Genomic DNA, 15,867 nt, shown 5'->3' with positions numbered 1-15,867 from the left:
CTATATAGTTTGCCTATGTAATCTGGCTCACAGCCGGCGGCGCCGGTCCGTGCCCGCCGCGCCGCGCCGGCTCACTCCCAGGGCGCGCCCTTGGCCAGCAGCGTGCGGCCGAACTCGGCCATCTTCGCCGCGTACTCCTCGGTCCACCCGGTCAGCAGCGCCAGGTCCGCCACCGGCATCCGGTCGAAGCGCCGGGGATCGGTGAGCCGGGCCGCCGCCACCGCCTGGTAGTGCTCGGCGCGGCTGGCCGAGGCGCGGAAGGCGTCGGCGAGCTCGGTGCTGCGCGAGAGCAGCTGCAGCGGGTCCTCTATGGTGTCCAGCCCGAAGAACGACTCGGTGTCGATCGGCACCGCCGCCGGGGGCTCGCCGCTCAGGTGAAGCGGCCGCTTCTTGGGTTCTGGCTTGGAGGGCATGTCTTGATCGTAGGCCGTGGCGCCAGAGGGTGGCGGAGGTGAGCCGGCCGGCGCCCGCAGCGATGCGGGCGACTTCATCGCCATCTGGAACCGCGACCGCCAGGCAGGAGCCCGCAAGAAGCAGGGACGAGCCCCGAACGGTCGGCGAGCCGTGTGTCGAGGTGGCGTGGTGGGAAGGGCCTACGGGGTATCCGAGCCGGGGAGCGGCATGACGCTGACATGGAATGTGCTGGACGAGACCCATCTGCCCGAAGGCCCGGTGGCCCGGTGCCATGAGCTCCTCGCGGAGCCGGGCGTCGCGGCGGCAACCCATGACGAACTGGTCACACGGCAGCGGGAGTCGGGGCTCACGTACGGGGATCGTCCGCTGGCGGGTGCGCTGCGCCCGCGGCTGGTCACCGAGGCCGAGCACGCCTGTGTGGCCGAGGCGGCCACTCTTGTCGCACGGGCCGCACGCCGGCTGGCCGCACAGCTGCTGAACCCTGACAGCGGGCTGCCCGCGGCCGTCAGCGACAGCATCATGCTCGACCCTACGCAGAAGGCCCTTGTCCGGCTGCCTTTCCCAGGCGGGGAAGCAAGCCTGCTCGGACGGCTGGACGGGTTCGGGGCCGGACGGGGGCTGCGGTTCGTGGAGTACAACGCCGACAGCGCCGCCTGCATGATGACCCAGCAGCAGCTCGCGGCCGTCTACTCCACCACTGCCGCCATGAGGGGGCTGGCCAAGCACATGGAGCTGCGGCCCGCTCCCACGCTGGATGCCGTCGTGACGCTTCTGCTCGACGCCTGGCACGCCGCCGGCCAGCCCGGCGGTTCGGTGAGTGTGGCCGTGGTCGACTGGCCGGAAGGCGCCTGGCTCGGCGAATTCGACCTGCTGTGCGCGGCTTTCGAGGAACGGGGTGTCCCCGCGTTCGTCTGCACGCCCGAAGCGTTGTCCTTCGCTAACGGGCGGCTCTCCGGCCGCACGGCCCAGGGGGAACTGCGCCTCATCACCCTGGCCTACCGGCGTGCTCTCGTTACCGACCTGCACCGCAGGCTGGGGCCCGACGTGCTGCAGCACCCCCTGATCCGGGCGGCGGCCACGGGAGCCTGCGCGGTGGTCAACCCACTCGCCGCCGAGCTCGCCCAGCGCAAGTCCCTCTTCGGACTGATGAGCGACGAACGCGTCCTTGACTGGCTTCCCCCGGACGAAGCCGAGGCCGCACGGCGCCATGTGCCATGGACCCGCCCGCTGCGCGCGGGGCGCACGACCTATCAGGGCGAGGAGGTTGACCTCCTGCACTTCGCCCGCCTCCAACGGGAGCGACTGGTCCTCAAGCCCGACAACGAGTACGCCGGGCACGGAGTGGTGTGCGGCTGGCAGACCCCACCCGACTCCTGGGACACCGCTCTCGCGCAAGCGCTCACCACGGCGCACGTTCTGCAGGAGCGAGTCCTGCCGCTGGAGGAGGCGACCCCCTACCTCATCGAAGGCCGCTTGGTATTCCGGCGCCGGATTATGGGCACTGACCCCATGCTGCTGGGAGACCGCGTCGCCGGCTTCCTGTCCCGCATCTCGACGGATCCGGTCATCAACGTCTCAGCAGGAGGCGAACTCCTGCCGGTACTCACCTGCGGACCATCCGGAGCCGATCCAAAGGGTCCGCAGGAGAGCGGCCATTAGTGAGTGGGGGAAGCGAGAATGAAGAACAGCCGGTGATCGAATTCCAGGAATTGCTCACCGTAACGCGCGTCAATTTCAGCGAGTCCGTCGCTTAACGCCTCATCATCGAATTCTGAGAGGACGGAAATGTAACGGTCTGCGACCATGGCCAACCAGGTCTTCTTGGCCAGGCTCCTCCTGAAGCCCTCCGCTGTGACCTGCACGTTCATTCCGAGCCCGGCCAGGAAGGCAGCCATGTCAGCCGGATCAGGGAACTCCTTGTAGCGCTGCAACGCTTTATCGAATAGCGGGATTTTCGGACTTGTCGGAGGAGTCACGACCAGAAGCTTCCCTCTGGCCGAGAGGCTGTTCGTCAGGGTGCGGAGGGATGCCCGCCAGTCTTGCGTGTGATGGATGACATCTTTCGCGAGTATCGCATCGTAACGTCCGCCGAACGGAAGAGTCACGGAGCCTTGGTTGAGTTCCTCGAGCGATGCGCGGACTGGCACGAATTCCGGCTCTGAGGGGAGGCGGGCCAACATTCTCGCAGAGGGATCGACGCACACGACGGTGTGGCCGTCCGCAGCCAAGACCCCCGCATACAGGCCTGTCCCGCATCCGATGTCCGCGGCCCTGTCGCCGGCTCGCAGGGGGAGCAGGCGTGCGCTGATGGTCCGGTTCATCCACGAGACGAGGTCGGGATCGGACGCCCAGTTGGTGTTGAAATTCTCGGCGATCCGATCGTAGTGATCAGCCACTTGATCAGGGCGAAGGGGCACGTTGTCCTACCTCGGCGGGTCTGGCATGTCCACTGGTCCTCAGGTGGGTCTCCGTGCGGACTCGGCAAACCCGCTGAGGCGAGGATAACGCCGGCTGGTTCTCCTCGCAGGTGCTCCTGAACGCCCAGCTCACTAGTGCTTCTGGAACTCCGCCGCGCGCTTGGCCGCGGCCTGCGACGCCGACAGCGTCAGCGCGTCGTTGGAGTGGCCGTCGACGCGGGTCTGCGCGATCAGCACCACCAGGTCGTCCTGCTGCATCAGCACGACGTTCATCTCCATCGAGGCGATGCCGAACTTCGCCGACGTGTGCCAGGCGTGCGAGGCGGTGCCGACCTGAGGCAGGTTCAACGGGGTCGCGGTCAGGGTGACGGACAGGCCCTCCTCGGTGACCTTCACCGAGCCGCAGGAGTTCAGCGCGCTCGCGGCCTTCTGGACCAGGCTCGCGGCGGTCTCGCCCTGCGGCTGGATGACGGCCTCGTCCACGTAGTCGTCCAGGGCGCCCTTGGTCCACTCGGCCTGGGCCTGGTCGCCGATGTTCGCCTGCTGAAGCACCTCCAGGCCGGCGCAGCCCTTGATCAGCGAGGGAAGGTTGCGCTGGGTCAGGCCCTCGGAACGGAAGCCCGCCGGGAGGTCCGACAGCTGGATCAGCGCCGGGGCCAGGCGGGCGCTGGAGGTGGACGGCGCGCCGGAGGGCGCCGGGGTGCCGGCGGTGGTCGCGGGCGTCGCGGGGCTCGTGGGTGTCGCCGGAGCCGTGTTGGAGGCCGCGGTGGTGGCGGCGGCCTCAGCCTTGGCCGCGGAGGACCCGTTCGAGGTGCCGCAGCCGGCCAGCACCGCGAGCGCCGCGGTGGCCGCCGTGGCCGCTCCGAGCAGCGTCCTGATCCGCATGGTCGTCCCTCCTGACGGTGAACACTGATCGTCCATCCTGCCCGAACGGCGCAGTGGATGCCTCCGGATGGTGGTTCCCGATCGTTAGGCTCACCGCGTGACAGATGCGACGACCACCCCGATCCCCACCCTCGTGTCCGGGTTCGACCGTGACCTGGACGGCCAGGGCACCGCGGCCCGCGCGACCTACGACCAGCAGTACCACAAGAGCGAGTTCGCGCACATGGGCGTCCCGGTCCCGGACCTCCGCAAGCTGGTGAAGGGCATGTACAAGGAGATCGGCGGCCGGCGCGCGACCCACGACGACGTGACCGGCCTGGCGGCGGCGCTGTGGGACACCGACATCTACGAGCGCCGGCTCGCGGCGGTCTTCGTGCTGGCGCAGGGCGTCCGGCTGCTGACCCCGGCGGACCTGCAGGACGTGACGCTCATGCTCCGCGACGCACCGATGTGGTCGCTGGTGGACCCGCTGTCCGGCGACGTCGCGGGCAAGGTCGTCCTGCGCGACCGGGAAGGGACCTCCCGCACCCTGGACCTGTGGGCCGGCGACGGCGACTTCTGGCTGCGCCGCGCCTCCCTGCTCGCCCTGATCCCGGCCATCCGCGAGGGCAAGCCGGACCTGGTCCGCTTCACCCGCTACGCCGACCCGATGGTCGAGGAGCGCGAGTTCTTCATCCGCAAGGCGATCGGCTGGGTGCTGCGCGAGATCGCGCACAAGGACCCGACCTGGGTCGCGGCCTGGGTCACCACGCGCCTGGACCGGCTGTCGGGGGTGACGTTCCGCGAGGCGGTGCGCCGCCTGCCCGAGGACGCCTCGGTGCGGCTGACGGCGGAGTACAAGGCGGCCGGGGGAGGGCGGGCGAGCAAGGCGGCCGGCGGGGCGGGGGCGCGCGCGGCGGCTTTGAGCGGGGCTTGAGCGGGGCTTGAGGTGCGTGGGCTTCCCGGTGCCGCTTCACGCCGCCTGCCCGCAGTCGTGGGTGCGGCAGCGTAGGTTCGGGCCATGCGGAGCTTGAGCGCGGACGAGGTGCGGTGGCTGCGGGTGCGCGCGCAGGGCTTGGCCGGATCGGCCGGAGAGACCGGATCGACCGGATCGGCCGGATCGGCCGCCCGCACGGTGCCCGACGCCGTCCGCACCGCCGCCGCGGTCCAGGCGCAGGCCGCGGGTCCGGCCCGGCTCCAGATCTGGTCGCGCTCCCGCGGGCTGCGCGCTGCCGATGTCGACGCGGCCGTCGCCGAGGCCGCGGTCGTCCGCACCTGGCTCATGCGCGGCACGATCCATCTGGTCGCCGTCGACGACCTCCGGGCGTTCCTGGCGGTGCTCGGGCCGGTGAACCTGCGCGCGGATCGGCGCAGGCGCGAGCAGCTCGGGCTCACCGAGGCGCTGTGCGCCCGGGCGATGGACGCGCTTGCGGAGATCCTCGCCGGCGGCAGGGCGCTGACGCGCGCCGAGATCGTCGCCGAGCTGGCCGGCCACGATGTCGTCATCGACCTCAAGAGCCAGCAGCCGCCGCATCTGCTCGCCTTCGCCGCGAACAGCGGACTGATCTGCCGCGGACCCGATGGCGCCCGGGACGAGCCCACCTACGTGCTGCTCGATGGCTGGCTGGGCTCCGCCACCGCCGCGCCACCGGACCGCGAGAGCGGCCTGACCCGGCTGGCGGCCCGCTACTTCGCCGCTTACGGCCCGGCGACCGTCACCGATTTCGCCGCGTGGTCGGGCCTGTCCGGCGCTGATTCCAACGCGGCCGTGGACCTCGTCCGGGACTCCCTGGCTGAAGTCGCCTATGACGGCCGTCGCCTGCTCATGCCGCACGGTATCGAGCCCGCGCCGCCGCAGTGTCCGCACCGCCTGCTGGCCCGCTTCGATCCCTACCTGCTGGGCCACCGCTCGCGCGAGCTGATTCTGGACCCGGCCTTCGCCAAGCGCGTCAACGCCGGCGGCGGCATGATCGCGCAGACCATGCTGGACGCCGGCCGGGTCGTCGGGACGTGGAAAGCGGGTCGGCTGGAGCCGTTCCAGGACCTGCCGGCCGCCGGCGCGGAAGCCTGGCAGGCGGAACTGGCCGCCGCCGCAGCGTTCTGACCACTCCGACATCCCTCAAGAGGAGTAATCCTGCACTTCACCGGGCATCTGCCACCTGGCGGACTTTGTCATGCAGGACTCAGCGCGACGCAGAACCAGCCGCGAGGCAGGACTCAGCGCGCGTAGACGACAACGAAATCCCGTTCGTTCCCGGACGTGAAGCGTTCGGCCGGCCCCAGCCACGGAGCCGGTTTGGTCCAGCGTCCCTGCCCGTACGTCCCGAAGATCGGACGCGTGAAGTTGATGTCCAACTCCATGGCGCGCACCGCGCCGGCCCGCTGGAGGTACTGCGCGAGTTGCAGCGGGGACGCCGCGTGCACCGCCGCGTAGACCACCTTCCCGTCCGCCGTCACCCCGATCCCCGAACGGTTGCCGTGCTCGTCCGCCGAGTTGTTGGTGAAGCCCCAGGTCCGTTCGTCCGCCGCCGTCCCGTCGGCGAGGTTCGCCGCGAGCCTTCCGTCGCTGATCAGCAGAGCCAGGTTCTGCCGGACGCCGAGGATGTCGGCACCCGGCAGACCGCCGGGCCACGCCTGGACGTCCATGGTCCCGTTCTCGTAGAAGACCTCGGAGGCGGTCCCGGTCCGCAGAGGTCCGTACATGGTCTTCCCCCCGAGGTAGAAACCGCCCCAGGAAGCGTTGTTGCCCATGAGGAACCCACCGTTCCACCCGGCGACCAGCCCGCTCGGGTCCGCGGCGTCGCCGCCGGGCCACCCCGAGCCGCCGGGGACCTGCGAGCCGGCGTGCAGCACGAAGCGCACCACCGCCGGGTCGAACCGCGCGGCGAACGCGGAGTCGTCCCCGGTCAGTTCGACTCCTGAGGAACTCGGACGCCACGGCAGCGTGGACGCGGAGGCCGTCGACGACGACGGCGCGGCCGGGGACGAAGGGCTCGAAGACGAAGCACTCGAAGTCGAAGCACTCGAAGACGTCGGACTCGAGGAAGTCCCGGCCGCGGCGCCGAACCCTTTGCCCGTCGGCGACGTTCCGGTCGCAGGGCCCGAACCGTTCGATGAGGAACACCCGGCGACCGCCATCGCGACCGCGACGACGACACTTAGGCTTTTCCCGAACATGCTGATCACGGGGATCACCTTAGATGTTCACCCGCAGTCAACGCTAAGTGACCTATCGATGACGGTTAGTCCAGGTTACTCTTGTATCAGGACCCGACAACCCCGATGAGAGTGCGTATAAGGGAAACCATGACGGGGACGATCGATCAAGGGTTCCAGGCCAACGAGAACAAGACCGGGGGTGCCGGACGCCCCCTGACCCTCGGCGATTCCGGACACCAGGGCGACTTCGGTGAGACCTTCATCAGAGCCCTGGCCGCCGCGGCCAATCTCGACGCCCTGCGCTCCGACCGCGACCGGGTCGGAGTGGACTGGACGCTGCGCTACCCGGCGGCGAACGGCCGCCGCGGGTTCCCCCTCATAGACGCTCAGGTGAAGTCCTGGTCCGACCCGCGCGGAAACGACGTCGCCTGGCGCTACCCGCTGGAGGTGAAGAACTTCAACTGGCTCGCCGGACGCGACTACCTGGTGCCCCGGTTCCTGTTCCTGGTGGTGGTCCCGCGCTCCTCCGCGTCGTGGACCGACATCACCGCGGACCGTCTAATCCTGCGGCACGCCGCGTATTGGGCGTGTTTCCACGACGCGCTCCCGTTGCCCGGAAGAAACAGGTCAAGTACGTATACAGTGCGCGTCCCCCGTGCCAATCTGCTAGATATCAGGGCCCTCCACGGGCTGTTCGGCGACGAGTTCCGGGAGATGCTCGCGCAATGACCGCCCAGACTTCCGCAACCGGCCGGGCCGCAAGGCTCCGGCCGGATGACGTACTCCGCTATTTGGCAGCGACGGGCTGGCGCCGGGGCCGCGACTACGGGCGCGGCCAGATCTGGGAGCTCGACCCGCCGCCGGGGGTCGCGAACCCGCACCCGTACGAGGTGCTGGTGCCGCTGGACCAGCGGCTGCGCGACTACCCGCTGCGCATGACCGACCTGTTGGAGACCGTCGCGAACGCCGAGCAGCGCAACGCGGACTCGGTGCTCGGCGACCTGGACCTGCGGTGGGCGGACGTGATGTACGTGCGCCTCACCGAGTTCTCCCTGGCGGACCTGGCGCCGGCGATGACCGGCCTGCGAGATCTGGCGCTGGCGGCGGCGCGGGCGGTGGACGCCAAGCACGCCTGGGACTTCGTGCGCGGGGCCGAGGTGGGGTCCTCGCGGACCGGCGTGCCGGTGCTCACGGTGCGCACCGTCCTCACCCCGGACATCGGGGAGCCGGTGGAGCGCAAGGTGACACGGACGATGTACGAAGGCGTGCTGGGCGCCTTCCGGGCCGCCATAGGGGATCACGAGTCCCAGGCGTACTTCCCCATAGTGAACGGCTATAGGGCGACCCGGCCGACGCTCGCCAAAGAGGTCTGCGCGGCGCTGGCGCGCATGGGGGGACGAAAACGGTCCGGCTATGAGCTGCGCTTCACCTGGTCGCCGGACGTGCCGTTCAAGGGCGACCAGGCGGTCTTCGAGTTCACTCCGCACGTGCTTGGGGAGGTAGCGCGAGCGGCCAAGGAGCTGCGCGACTTATCGTGATCTGTATGTCCTCCATCCGCGGTGCCTACGAAGAGTTCGGGGCGGAGGAGTACTACAAGCGGTTCGGCGCTGAGTACCGCAACCCTCATGAGGACGCGGTACGCGCCGTCATCCGCGAGAGCGTGGAGCGGAACTCTTTAGAGCTTCATCACGTGCTGGACCTGGCATGCGGCAGCGGTGAGGCGACGCGCGCGGTACTGGCACTGGGCGCTAAGGACATCGACGGGGTGGATCCCTATACGGCCGCCGCGTACAGCGCCGCTATGGGGATCCCCGCAGAAGAGTTGAGCTTCGAGGATGTGGCCGCCGGCGCTTTAGCCGGCCGCCACTACTCACTGACTGTGTGCAGCTTCGCGCTCCACCTGGCCGACGCCTCCCGGCTGCCGCTGCTGGCGTGGCAGCTGGCGCAGGTTTCCGACGCGCTTCTGATCGTCACCCCGCACAAGCGGCCCGACCTGCGGGCCGAGTGGGGCTGGCGGCTCGTCGACGAGTTCGTCCGCGACCGGGTGCGGGCTCGGACGTACCGACACGGCGAGGGTGAGCAGACAGACCACCAATAGGCCCGCGAACGCATAGCGCGACCCGCGTCCGCTGCTGTGGTTGGCCAGCGCGATGGCGGACGTCACCACGTACACGCCACCGGACGTGCCGAGGCTGCGCGCGGTGTTCAGCAACCCGCTGACGACACCGGAGGACTTCTGCGGGACCGCCGCCATCACCTGGGCGTTGTTCGCCGGTGCGTAGGTGCCCAGGCCCAGGCCCAGAACGCCAAGCAGGGGCACCAGCACCACCGGTTCGAAGGGGAGCACGAGCAGCCCGGCCAGGGCGGCGACCGCCAGACCCAGCCCGATCCCGGCGCGGCACTTCAGGAACGACGCGCCGATCGCGAAGCCGACCGGCAGCGTGGTCAGCACCAGCCCGGAGGACAGCGCGCTGCTGCCGCGGGCCGCCATGATCACCGGCACCAGCACCAGCGGCCCGAACAGGACCAGGTAGCCGCCGGCCGCGCCGAGCAGGCCCCGGCGCACGGCGCGCTGCCGCAACGGGGCCAGGTCCAGCCGCAGCCCCGGGGTGCGCTCCCGGGTGCGCGGGAGCAGGAACACGCCGCCGATCAGGGCCACCACGCCGACCGGGACGTTCACCCCGAACACCCAGCGCCAGCCCAGGGTGTCCACCAGCAGGCCGCCGACCGCCGGGCCCAGGCCCAGCCCGAGCGCCTGCGCCGCGGCCTGGACGCCCAGCGCCTGGCGCAGCTTCTCGCGCGGGGCCGCGTTGGAGATCAGCGCGATGCTGTTGGCCTGGAGCATCGCCGCGCCCAGGGCCTGGACCACGCGGAAGGCGATGAGGGTGTCCAGGCTGGGGGCCAGCGCGCAGGCCGCGGAGGCGGCGGTGAAGACGGCGAAGCCGTAGACGTAGAAGAGCTTGCGACCCAGGGCGTCCGACAGGCGTCCGGTCGGGACCAGCAGGACGGTGAGCGTCAGCAGGTATGACAGGGAGACCCAGGAGACCGCGCCCAGGGAGGCGCTGAACTCAGTGCGCAGGGCCGGGTAGGCCAGGGTGGTGATCGAGGCGTCGAGCTGGCCCATGAAGGCGCCGAAGCAGACCGTCAGGACGGCCAGGCGCCACGCCGAGGGGTGGTTGCGTATGCGGTCCGGGCGGGGTCGCTCACGAAGGAGGACGTTCACAGCTTTTGGATCCAGCACATCTGCAGCGTACTCCGAAAGTTTCGGACACCGAAATATTCGGAACGCCGACACTGTGTCTCAACCCCGCGGAGGGGCGGGCGTAACCGGGCCCCGGTCTTCTAAGGTCTGGACATGCCTACGCAGGAGACCCCCGCGACGCCCGCCACGCCCGAGCCGTCAGCACCGTCCGCGCCGTCCGACGCGACCGCTCAGCAGCTCACCGACGTGGTGACGCGGCTGCGGCGCGCGCTGCGCACCTCGATCCGCACGGAGTACCCGTGGGAGGCGCTGCCGATGGCGCAGATCGAGCTGATGCAGGCGCTCAGCGACCGCTCCCCGGCCCGCGTGGGCGATCTGGCCGCGCGCCAGCGCCTGTCCACCTCAACGGTCAGCGGCCTGATCGGCCAGCTGATGACCGCCGGCCTGGTGGTGCGCGGGACGCACGCGGACGATCGCCGGGTGGCGGTGGTGGAGCTCACCGAGGCCGGCCGCCGCCAGCTCGCCGACTGGCAGGCCGCGCACCAGCGGCGCATCGGCGCCGCGCTGGAGCGGCTGGAGGTGCCCGAGCAGGAGGTGGTGGCCGCGGCGCTGCCGGCGCTGGCGAAGCTGGTGGAGTACCTGTTCGCGGGGTCGGGGCTGGGGGCCGAGGGCGGCGACGAAGGCTAGCTTTGCGTGAACATCGGCCGACATCCGGGCGATCCCGGCTCCGTCTCGGCCACAATGCTCCAGTGGCGCCGCATCCGACGCGTGCCGTCTGGAGTACAGCCTGGCGGCCGGGTGATGACAGGATGGAAGAGCCAACTTCTGAATCTGCCGCTGAGGACAACGCATGACCATCGACCCGGGAGCCATCCCGAACTTCGGCCCGCAGCAGCCGCCGCAGGGCCCGCCGCCGATCATCAAGCCGGACGCGAACCTGATCGGCGACCTGTTCGAGCAGGTGGGGATCAAGTACGGCACCGATGAGGAGGGCGACATCGTCGCCTCCTGGCCGGGCTTCCGCGTCTACGCGATGTTCCGCGGGGACAACAAGGAGCTCTTCGCGGTGCGCGCCTTCTACGAGCGCGCGTACCCGCTGGAGGAGAAGCAGGAACTGCTCGACGTCATCGACGAGTGGAACCGGGACTCGCTGTGGCCGAAGGTGTACACCCACACCAACGAGGAGGGTGTGCTGCGGCTCGTCGGCGAGGCGCAGATGGTCGTGCCGCAGGGCGTGAACGTCGACTACTTCGTCTCCAGCGTCATGAACTGGGTGCAGGCCTCGATCGGCTTCCACGGCTGGCTGGCCGAGCGGCTCGGGCTCGAGGTCGAGGTGGACTCGGTCGGCCAGGGCGACCAGGACCAGGACGTCGACGGCACCGACAAGGGCATCGACAAGGGCACGGACAAGGGGACCGGCAAGGGCACCGACTCCGGCAAGACCGACGACTCGGACGAGTCCGAGGACTGATCCGCGGCGCGCGAGCGTGTCCTCGGCTTGTCCTCGGCGTGACGGCGGCTGACGCTCCCGCGTCGGCCGCCGTGCCGGAACCAGGGGATGGCGACGGGGCTGAGTACGCCGCCGGGATGGTGAGGCGGTGTCCGGGCTGACCGGCTGAGGTACCGGTCAGGGCTCGAGCGCGGCCGCGAGTTCCGGCGACGGCCCCGGCGCCTGGTTCGCGACCCCGGGCCGCTCCTTCGCCTTCTTCCCCCAGCGCGGACCCAACTCCACCGCGTACATCGCCGCCAGCACCATCGCCGCCCCGATCCAGCCGCGCACCGCCAGCGTCTCCCCGGCCAGCACCCCGGCCACTCCCGCGAAGACCGGTTCCATGGTCAGCACGACCGCGGCCCGCGTGGCCGGCATCCGGGCCTGCGACCAGGTCTGCAGGAAGAAGCCCGCCGCCGTCCCGAGCAGCGCCGTCACCGCGATCGAGGCCCAGCCCGCGGTGTCCGGGGGCAGCGTGATGCCGGGGTGGCCCGCGTGCGCGGCCGGCGCGAGCAGCAGGCAGACCGCCGCGACCGTCCCGATCTGCACCACCGCCAGCGCGTACGCGTCGTGCCGGTGAGACCATTCGCCCAGGCCCACGATGTGCACCGCGAAGAAGAACGCGCCGACGACCGTCAGCAGCTCCCCGCGTCCCATCGACAGCCCGTGCAGCGAGATCAGCCCGAGCCCGACCGTCGCCAGCACCACCGCCACCCACACCGCCCCCGGCAACCGCCGCCGCAGCACCACCCCGCCGATCAGCGGCGTGAACACCACGAACAGCCCGGTGATGAACCCCGACACCGACGCCGAGGCGGTCTGCAGCCCGAACGTCTGCGCCACGTACCCGGCCGCCAGCACCAGACCGAGCAGCACCCCGTGTCGCCAGCCGGCCCGCCCCAGCGCTGCCAGCGCCCGCGGCCGCACCGCGAGCATCGCCGCGCACGCCACCGCGAACCGCAGCCCGAGGAAGTCCAGCACCGGCACCGCGGCGATGGCGTCCTTCACCACCAGGAAGGTCGAGCCCCACACCGCTGTTGTGGCCAGCAGGCCGGCGGTCGCCAGCAGTCCCGATCGGCGCGGCAGCGTGTTGCGGTCGGTGGCCGGCGGGCGCGCGCTGAGCGCCGATTCGGGGGTGGGTGCTTCGATGGTCACGCCGGCAGTCTCTCATAAATTTGCCGAATGACGGATTTATATTCGATCGACCTCGGAGCCCGCCGGCCGCCGGGCCTCCATCCCCGCGCCCGGCCGTTCGCCCCCAGGCCATAGCAGCACCTTGGTACAGTTGCCGTTCGAACCTGGATGCGAAGGTGGGGGAATCCATAGTGCTGGAAGCGTTGGCCGAATTCGTTCGGGGACGGACCACCGCGCAGGAGATCGAGGCGATCGACGACGGCCAGGGCCTGTACCTGCCGCCGGACGCCGGCGTGGAGGTCTCCGAGCTGATGGCGCCGCAGGACCCCGCCGAACTCACGGCCAACGTCGTCTCCCTGCGCAACCTCATGCCGGGCGGCGACCTGTTCCACACCGCCGTCCTGGCGCTGATGTGCGGCACGCTGGTGGAACGCGGCGCCGACGCCGGAGCCGCCATCGACGCGACCCTGGAACTGTTCGTCCAGCAGCTCGATGCCCTGGCCGACGACCGCAACCGCGGCGACCGCATGATCACCGGCGCCGGCGAACTGACCTTCATGGCGACCATGACGATGCTGTGCCGCTCGGTCGGCACCCGCAAGCGCTGGCACGCCCGCCCCGACCTGATGGCCCGCCTGGACGACCTCGAAGACGCCGGCCTGGTCCCCTGGTTCCTGCGCGAGGTCTTCACCCTCCACGACGACGTGGACCTGCTGGTCCTGGACACGAAGAACCGCCGCGCGTTCCGGTTCCGCATGATCGGTGTCCGCGACCGCCTGTACCACTGCTACGCGCTGCTCCAGGACGCACTGCTGCGCCACACAGGCCCCGGCTACCTCGACGCCGAACCCGTCGACCCGGCGGCGGTCCGCTACGCCCGCAACCGCGACCTCACCGAGGACGACTACGCGAACCAGGACATGCACGACCACCTGCGCTTCAACTTCACCCTGCCGGGCGCGCTGATCATGCCCGGCTCGGCGTCCCCGTCCGAGCTGCCGACGGTGGACGGCCTGCCGTACCTGCTGGTCGAGCCCAAGGGGATGTCGATCAACTGGAACCCGGCGAACATGTACGGGGTCGTGCACGAGGCGCTGCGGGCTTCGGTGGAGCTCGTGCGGGAACTCAGCCAGGATCAGGCCGAGGCGCTGTTCGCGAGGTGCGGGCTGTAGCGCTAAGCCGCCACGCCCAACCCCTCCAATGCGAACCACACAACCTTGCCCGTCGAAGTCCGCCGCGACCCCCAATCCGCCGACAGCTCACTGACCAGGAACAACCCGCGCCCGCTCTCCTCCAGGTCGTCCGGCAGCGCCGCCGGCCGCGGCTCCGCCCCGACCTGGTCGGCGACCTCGCACGTCAGCCGCTCGTCGTAGGACAGCCGGATCTCTATCGGCCCGGGTCCGGCCGCGTGCCGCACCGCGTTCGTCGCCAGCTCGCTGACCAGCAGCTCCGCCGTGTCCACGGTGTCCTCCGGCAGCCCCCACGATCCCGCCTGCTGCCGTACGAAGTGCCGGGCCTCGCGCACCGCGTACGACTCCGCCGGCAGCTCCCACGACGCCGAGCGCGACGGCGCGCGCCCGATCCGGGCCACCAGCAGCGCCAGGTCGTCGCGGTCGCCCTCCAGCACCAGGGTGCGGGTCAGGGTGTCGCAGATCTCTTCCAGACCCGCCTCGGGATCGCCCAGGTTCTCCAGCAACAGATGTAATCCGTCTCCGATGTCGCGGTTCTTCGACTCCACCAGTCCGTCCGTGCACAGCACCAGCAGGGAGCCCTCCGGCAGGTCCAGCGTCCAGGACTCGAACGGGTCCGAGACGAATCCCAGTCCCAGCGGCCGGTTCGCCGGGACGTCCTCCACCCGCGGCTTCACCGACGGGTCCGGGTCCACGATCACCGGCGGTACATGGCCGGCCCGCACGATCTCGCACGTGCGCGCCTCCGGGTCGTGCACCGCGATGATGCACGTGGCGAACAGGTAGCTGTCCGCCATGTCCGGCAGCAGGGCGTCCAGGTGCCCCATCAGCTCGGTGACCGGCAGCTCCAGGCGGGCCAGTGTCCGCACCGCGGTGCGCAGCTGGCCCATCACCGTGGCGGCCTGCATCCCGTGCCCCATCACGTCCCCGACCACCAGCGCCACCCGGCCGCCGGTCAGCGGGATCACGTCGAACCAGTCGCCGCCGACCTCCGCGACGTCGCTGCCGGGGACGTAGCGGTGCGCCACCTCCATGCCGGGCGGCGGCTGCACGCGCTTGGGGAGCAGCGAGCTCTGGAGCGTCAGCGCCTGCGACTTCTCCAGGTTGTACAGCCGCGCGTTGTCGATGCACAGCGCCGTGCGCCGCGCCAGGTTGTCCGCCAGCTCCACGTCCCGGCCGCAGAATTCGGCGCGCTCGGCCGGGTCGCGGTTGAACGCCAGCAGCCCCAGCACCCGGCCGCGCGCCATCAGAGGACTGAGAAGCAGCGAGCGCCCGGCCATGGCCCGGTAGAAGTCCGGCCGCCCGAACTCCTCGGCGGTGCGCCCGGCCAGGTCGTCGGGGACCACCGGGAAGAACAGCGAGCGCCGCTCGGCCATGCACCGGGCGAACGGCGAGGCCGGCGGGCACACCGCGGTCTCCCCGATCGGCAGTGTGGACAACCAGAACTCCACCGGCAGCGGGTCCTTCTCCGATACCCCCAGGGCCAGCCGGCGCACCCGCGCCCCGCCATCCTTGAACGGCGCCGGGATCTCGTGGTGGGTGGCGACCCGCTCCTGCAACAGCACCCACGTGGTGTCGGCGAAGTCCGGGATGGCGATCGCGACCAGTTCCTCGGCGGTGCGCACTAAGTCCAGGGTCGTGCCGATCTCCTCGCTGGCCCGGTTCAGCAGCGCCAGTCGCAGGCGCACCGAGTCGGCGGTGTCGTGCCAGTCGTGCGGCGGTGCGGCGTGCCGGGGTGTGCGCTTCTCACCTCCCGCTCCAACCAGGCCCGCTTCCGGGGCGCCGGGTGTTACGGAAAAGGGAGTGGCGGCTTGTCCCGCCACCGTCCTATCCACTACGTGCTCCCACCCTCTCGCTGCCTGCCCACCCGTGCGCCGTCCGCCACAGCGGCTCCGCGCACGTCCACTCTTCCCCATACCCGCCCGGCCGTGCCGCTGACCATCGCTGACCTTCCGTCACCGGGTGGACACTGTCGAGTATGGAGGTCTCCCTAAGGGG

General features: G+C 70.5%; 15 protein-coding genes. 8 read left to right on the top strand and 7 right to left on the bottom strand.

What is annotated here, in order from left to right; genetic code table 11:
• Positions 1 to 71: 71 nt before the first annotated feature.
• On the bottom strand, positions 72 to 413 hold the full coding sequence (locus tag ABH926_RS05750; RefSeq protein ID WP_370364280.1) for a hypothetical protein: 342 nt from the start codon (positions 411 to 413) through the stop codon (positions 72 to 74).
• Positions 414 to 621: 208 nt separating this feature from the next.
• Between ABH926_RS05750 and ABH926_RS05745 the strand changes: the two genes are divergently transcribed.
• A complete protein-coding gene (locus ABH926_RS05745; protein WP_370364279.1) occupies positions 622 to 2,073 on the top strand; it encodes a hypothetical protein in 1,452 nt (483 codons plus the stop codon).
• On the opposite strand, the gene ABH926_RS05740 is transcribed toward ABH926_RS05745, so the two are convergent.
• Positions 2,070 to 2,810 (bottom strand): class I SAM-dependent methyltransferase, encoded by a 741-nt coding sequence (locus ABH926_RS05740; protein WP_370364278.1) that lies wholly within the window; start codon positions 2,808 to 2,810, stop codon positions 2,070 to 2,072. The genes ABH926_RS05745 and ABH926_RS05740 overlap by 4 nt on opposite strands.
• A gap of 153 nt (positions 2,811 to 2,963) precedes the next feature.
• Entirely contained in the window at positions 2,964 to 3,716 is a 753-nt protein-coding gene (locus ABH926_RS05735; protein WP_370364277.1) for a hypothetical protein, read from the bottom strand.
• Positions 3,717 to 3,813: 97 nt separating this feature from the next.
• Here ABH926_RS05735 and ABH926_RS05730 point away from each other — a divergent pair, with 97 nt between their 5' ends.
• Complete coding sequence (locus tag ABH926_RS05730; RefSeq protein WP_370364276.1) at positions 3,814 to 4,632, top strand: DNA alkylation repair protein; 819 nt, start codon at positions 3,814 to 3,816, stop codon at positions 4,630 to 4,632.
• An 84-nt stretch (positions 4,633 to 4,716) separates the two neighbouring features.
• Positions 4,717 to 5,799, top strand: coding sequence for a winged helix DNA-binding domain-containing protein (locus ABH926_RS05725; RefSeq protein ID WP_370364275.1), 1,083 nt, complete (start codon positions 4,717 to 4,719; stop codon positions 5,797 to 5,799).
• Between the two features lie 113 nt (positions 5,800 to 5,912).
• Here the strand turns inward: ABH926_RS05725 and ABH926_RS05720 are convergent, their stop codons facing one another.
• Positions 5,913 to 6,872: a phosphodiester glycosidase family protein gene (locus tag ABH926_RS05720; protein ID WP_370364570.1), complete on the bottom strand. Its 960-nt coding sequence runs from the start codon at positions 6,870 to 6,872 to the stop codon at positions 5,913 to 5,915.
• Positions 6,873 to 7,001: 129 nt separating this feature from the next.
• On the opposite strand from ABH926_RS05720, the gene ABH926_RS05715 reads away from it, so the two are divergent.
• Together ABH926_RS05715 and ABH926_RS05710 are read left to right on the top strand one after the other, a co-directional pair.
• Complete coding sequence (locus ABH926_RS05715) at positions 7,002 to 7,583, top strand: DUF4365 domain-containing protein (RefSeq protein WP_370364274.1); 582 nt, start codon at positions 7,002 to 7,004, stop codon at positions 7,581 to 7,583.
• On the top strand, positions 7,580 to 8,392 hold the full coding sequence (locus ABH926_RS05710; protein ID WP_370364273.1) for a hypothetical protein: 813 nt from the start codon (positions 7,580 to 7,582) through the stop codon (positions 8,390 to 8,392). The genes ABH926_RS05715 and ABH926_RS05710 overlap by 4 nt, the downstream gene beginning before the upstream one ends.
• A 332-nt stretch (positions 8,393 to 8,724) precedes the next feature.
• On the opposite strand, the gene ABH926_RS05705 is transcribed toward ABH926_RS05710, so the two are convergent.
• Entirely contained in the window at positions 8,725 to 10,077 is a 1,353-nt protein-coding gene (locus tag ABH926_RS05705) for an MFS transporter (protein ID WP_370364272.1), read from the bottom strand.
• A gap of 132 nt (positions 10,078 to 10,209) precedes the next feature.
• Here ABH926_RS05705 and ABH926_RS05700 point away from each other — a divergent pair, with 132 nt between their 5' ends.
• Positions 10,210 to 10,743, top strand: a complete 534-nt coding sequence (locus ABH926_RS05700) for a MarR family winged helix-turn-helix transcriptional regulator (RefSeq protein WP_370364271.1) — start codon at positions 10,210 to 10,212, stop codon at positions 10,741 to 10,743.
• A gap of 163 nt (positions 10,744 to 10,906) precedes the next feature.
• Complete coding sequence (locus ABH926_RS05695; protein WP_370364270.1) at positions 10,907 to 11,527, top strand: YbjN domain-containing protein; 621 nt, start codon at positions 10,907 to 10,909, stop codon at positions 11,525 to 11,527.
• Positions 11,528 to 11,683: 156 nt separating this feature from the next.
• Here ABH926_RS05695 and ABH926_RS05690 read toward each other — a convergent pair whose 3' ends face one another.
• The gene (locus tag ABH926_RS05690) at positions 11,684 to 12,700 is read right to left on the bottom strand and encodes a DMT family transporter (protein ID WP_370364269.1); all 1,017 of its coding nucleotides are present in this window, start codon (positions 12,698 to 12,700) and stop codon (positions 11,684 to 11,686) included.
• Between the two features lie 155 nt (positions 12,701 to 12,855).
• Between ABH926_RS05690 and ABH926_RS05685 the strand changes: the two genes are divergently transcribed.
• A complete protein-coding gene (locus ABH926_RS05685) occupies positions 12,856 to 13,851 on the top strand; it encodes a hypothetical protein (protein ID WP_370364268.1) in 996 nt (331 codons plus the stop codon).
• Between the two features lie 2 nt (positions 13,852 to 13,853).
• Here the strand turns inward: ABH926_RS05685 and ABH926_RS05680 are convergent, their stop codons facing one another.
• Positions 13,854 to 15,692 carry a SpoIIE family protein phosphatase gene (locus tag ABH926_RS05680; RefSeq protein WP_370364267.1) on the bottom strand — a complete coding sequence of 613 codons (1,839 nt, stop codon included), beginning with the start codon at positions 15,690 to 15,692 and terminating at the stop codon, positions 13,854 to 13,856.
• Positions 15,693 to 15,867: the final 175 nt, after the last annotated feature.

Origin of the sequence: Catenulispora sp. GP43, assembly GCF_041260665.1 — a bacterium.
In the GTDB taxonomy this organism is placed as follows: domain Bacteria; phylum Actinomycetota; class Actinomycetes; order Streptomycetales; family Catenulisporaceae; genus Catenulispora.
The sequence above is the reverse complement of the archived record's forward strand: the minus strand, read 5'-3'. Positions and strand labels throughout refer to the sequence as shown.

Coding starts and splice junctions, on each gene's coding strand:
- ABH926_RS05750 (WP_370364280.1), bottom strand. CDS start 413: ATGCCCTCCAAGCCAGAACCCAAGAAGCGGCCGCTTCACCTGAGCGGC.
- ABH926_RS05745 (WP_370364279.1), top strand. CDS start 622: ATGACGCTGACATGGAATGTGCTGGACGAGACCCATCTGCCCGAAGGC.
- ABH926_RS05735 (WP_370364277.1), bottom strand. CDS start 3,716: ATGCGGATCAGGACGCTGCTCGGAGCGGCCACGGCGGCCACCGCGGCG.
- ABH926_RS05725 (WP_370364275.1), top strand. CDS start 4,717: ATGCGGAGCTTGAGCGCGGACGAGGTGCGGTGGCTGCGGGTGCGCGCG.
- ABH926_RS05720 (WP_370364570.1), bottom strand. CDS start 6,872: ATGTTCGGGAAAAGCCTAAGTGTCGTCGTCGCGGTCGCGATGGCGGTC.
- ABH926_RS05715 (WP_370364274.1), top strand. CDS start 7,002: ATGACGGGGACGATCGATCAAGGGTTCCAGGCCAACGAGAACAAGACC.
- ABH926_RS05710 (WP_370364273.1), top strand. CDS start 7,580: ATGACCGCCCAGACTTCCGCAACCGGCCGGGCCGCAAGGCTCCGGCCG.
- ABH926_RS05700 (WP_370364271.1), top strand. CDS start 10,210: ATGCCTACGCAGGAGACCCCCGCGACGCCCGCCACGCCCGAGCCGTCA.
- ABH926_RS05695 (WP_370364270.1), top strand. CDS start 10,907: ATGACCATCGACCCGGGAGCCATCCCGAACTTCGGCCCGCAGCAGCCG.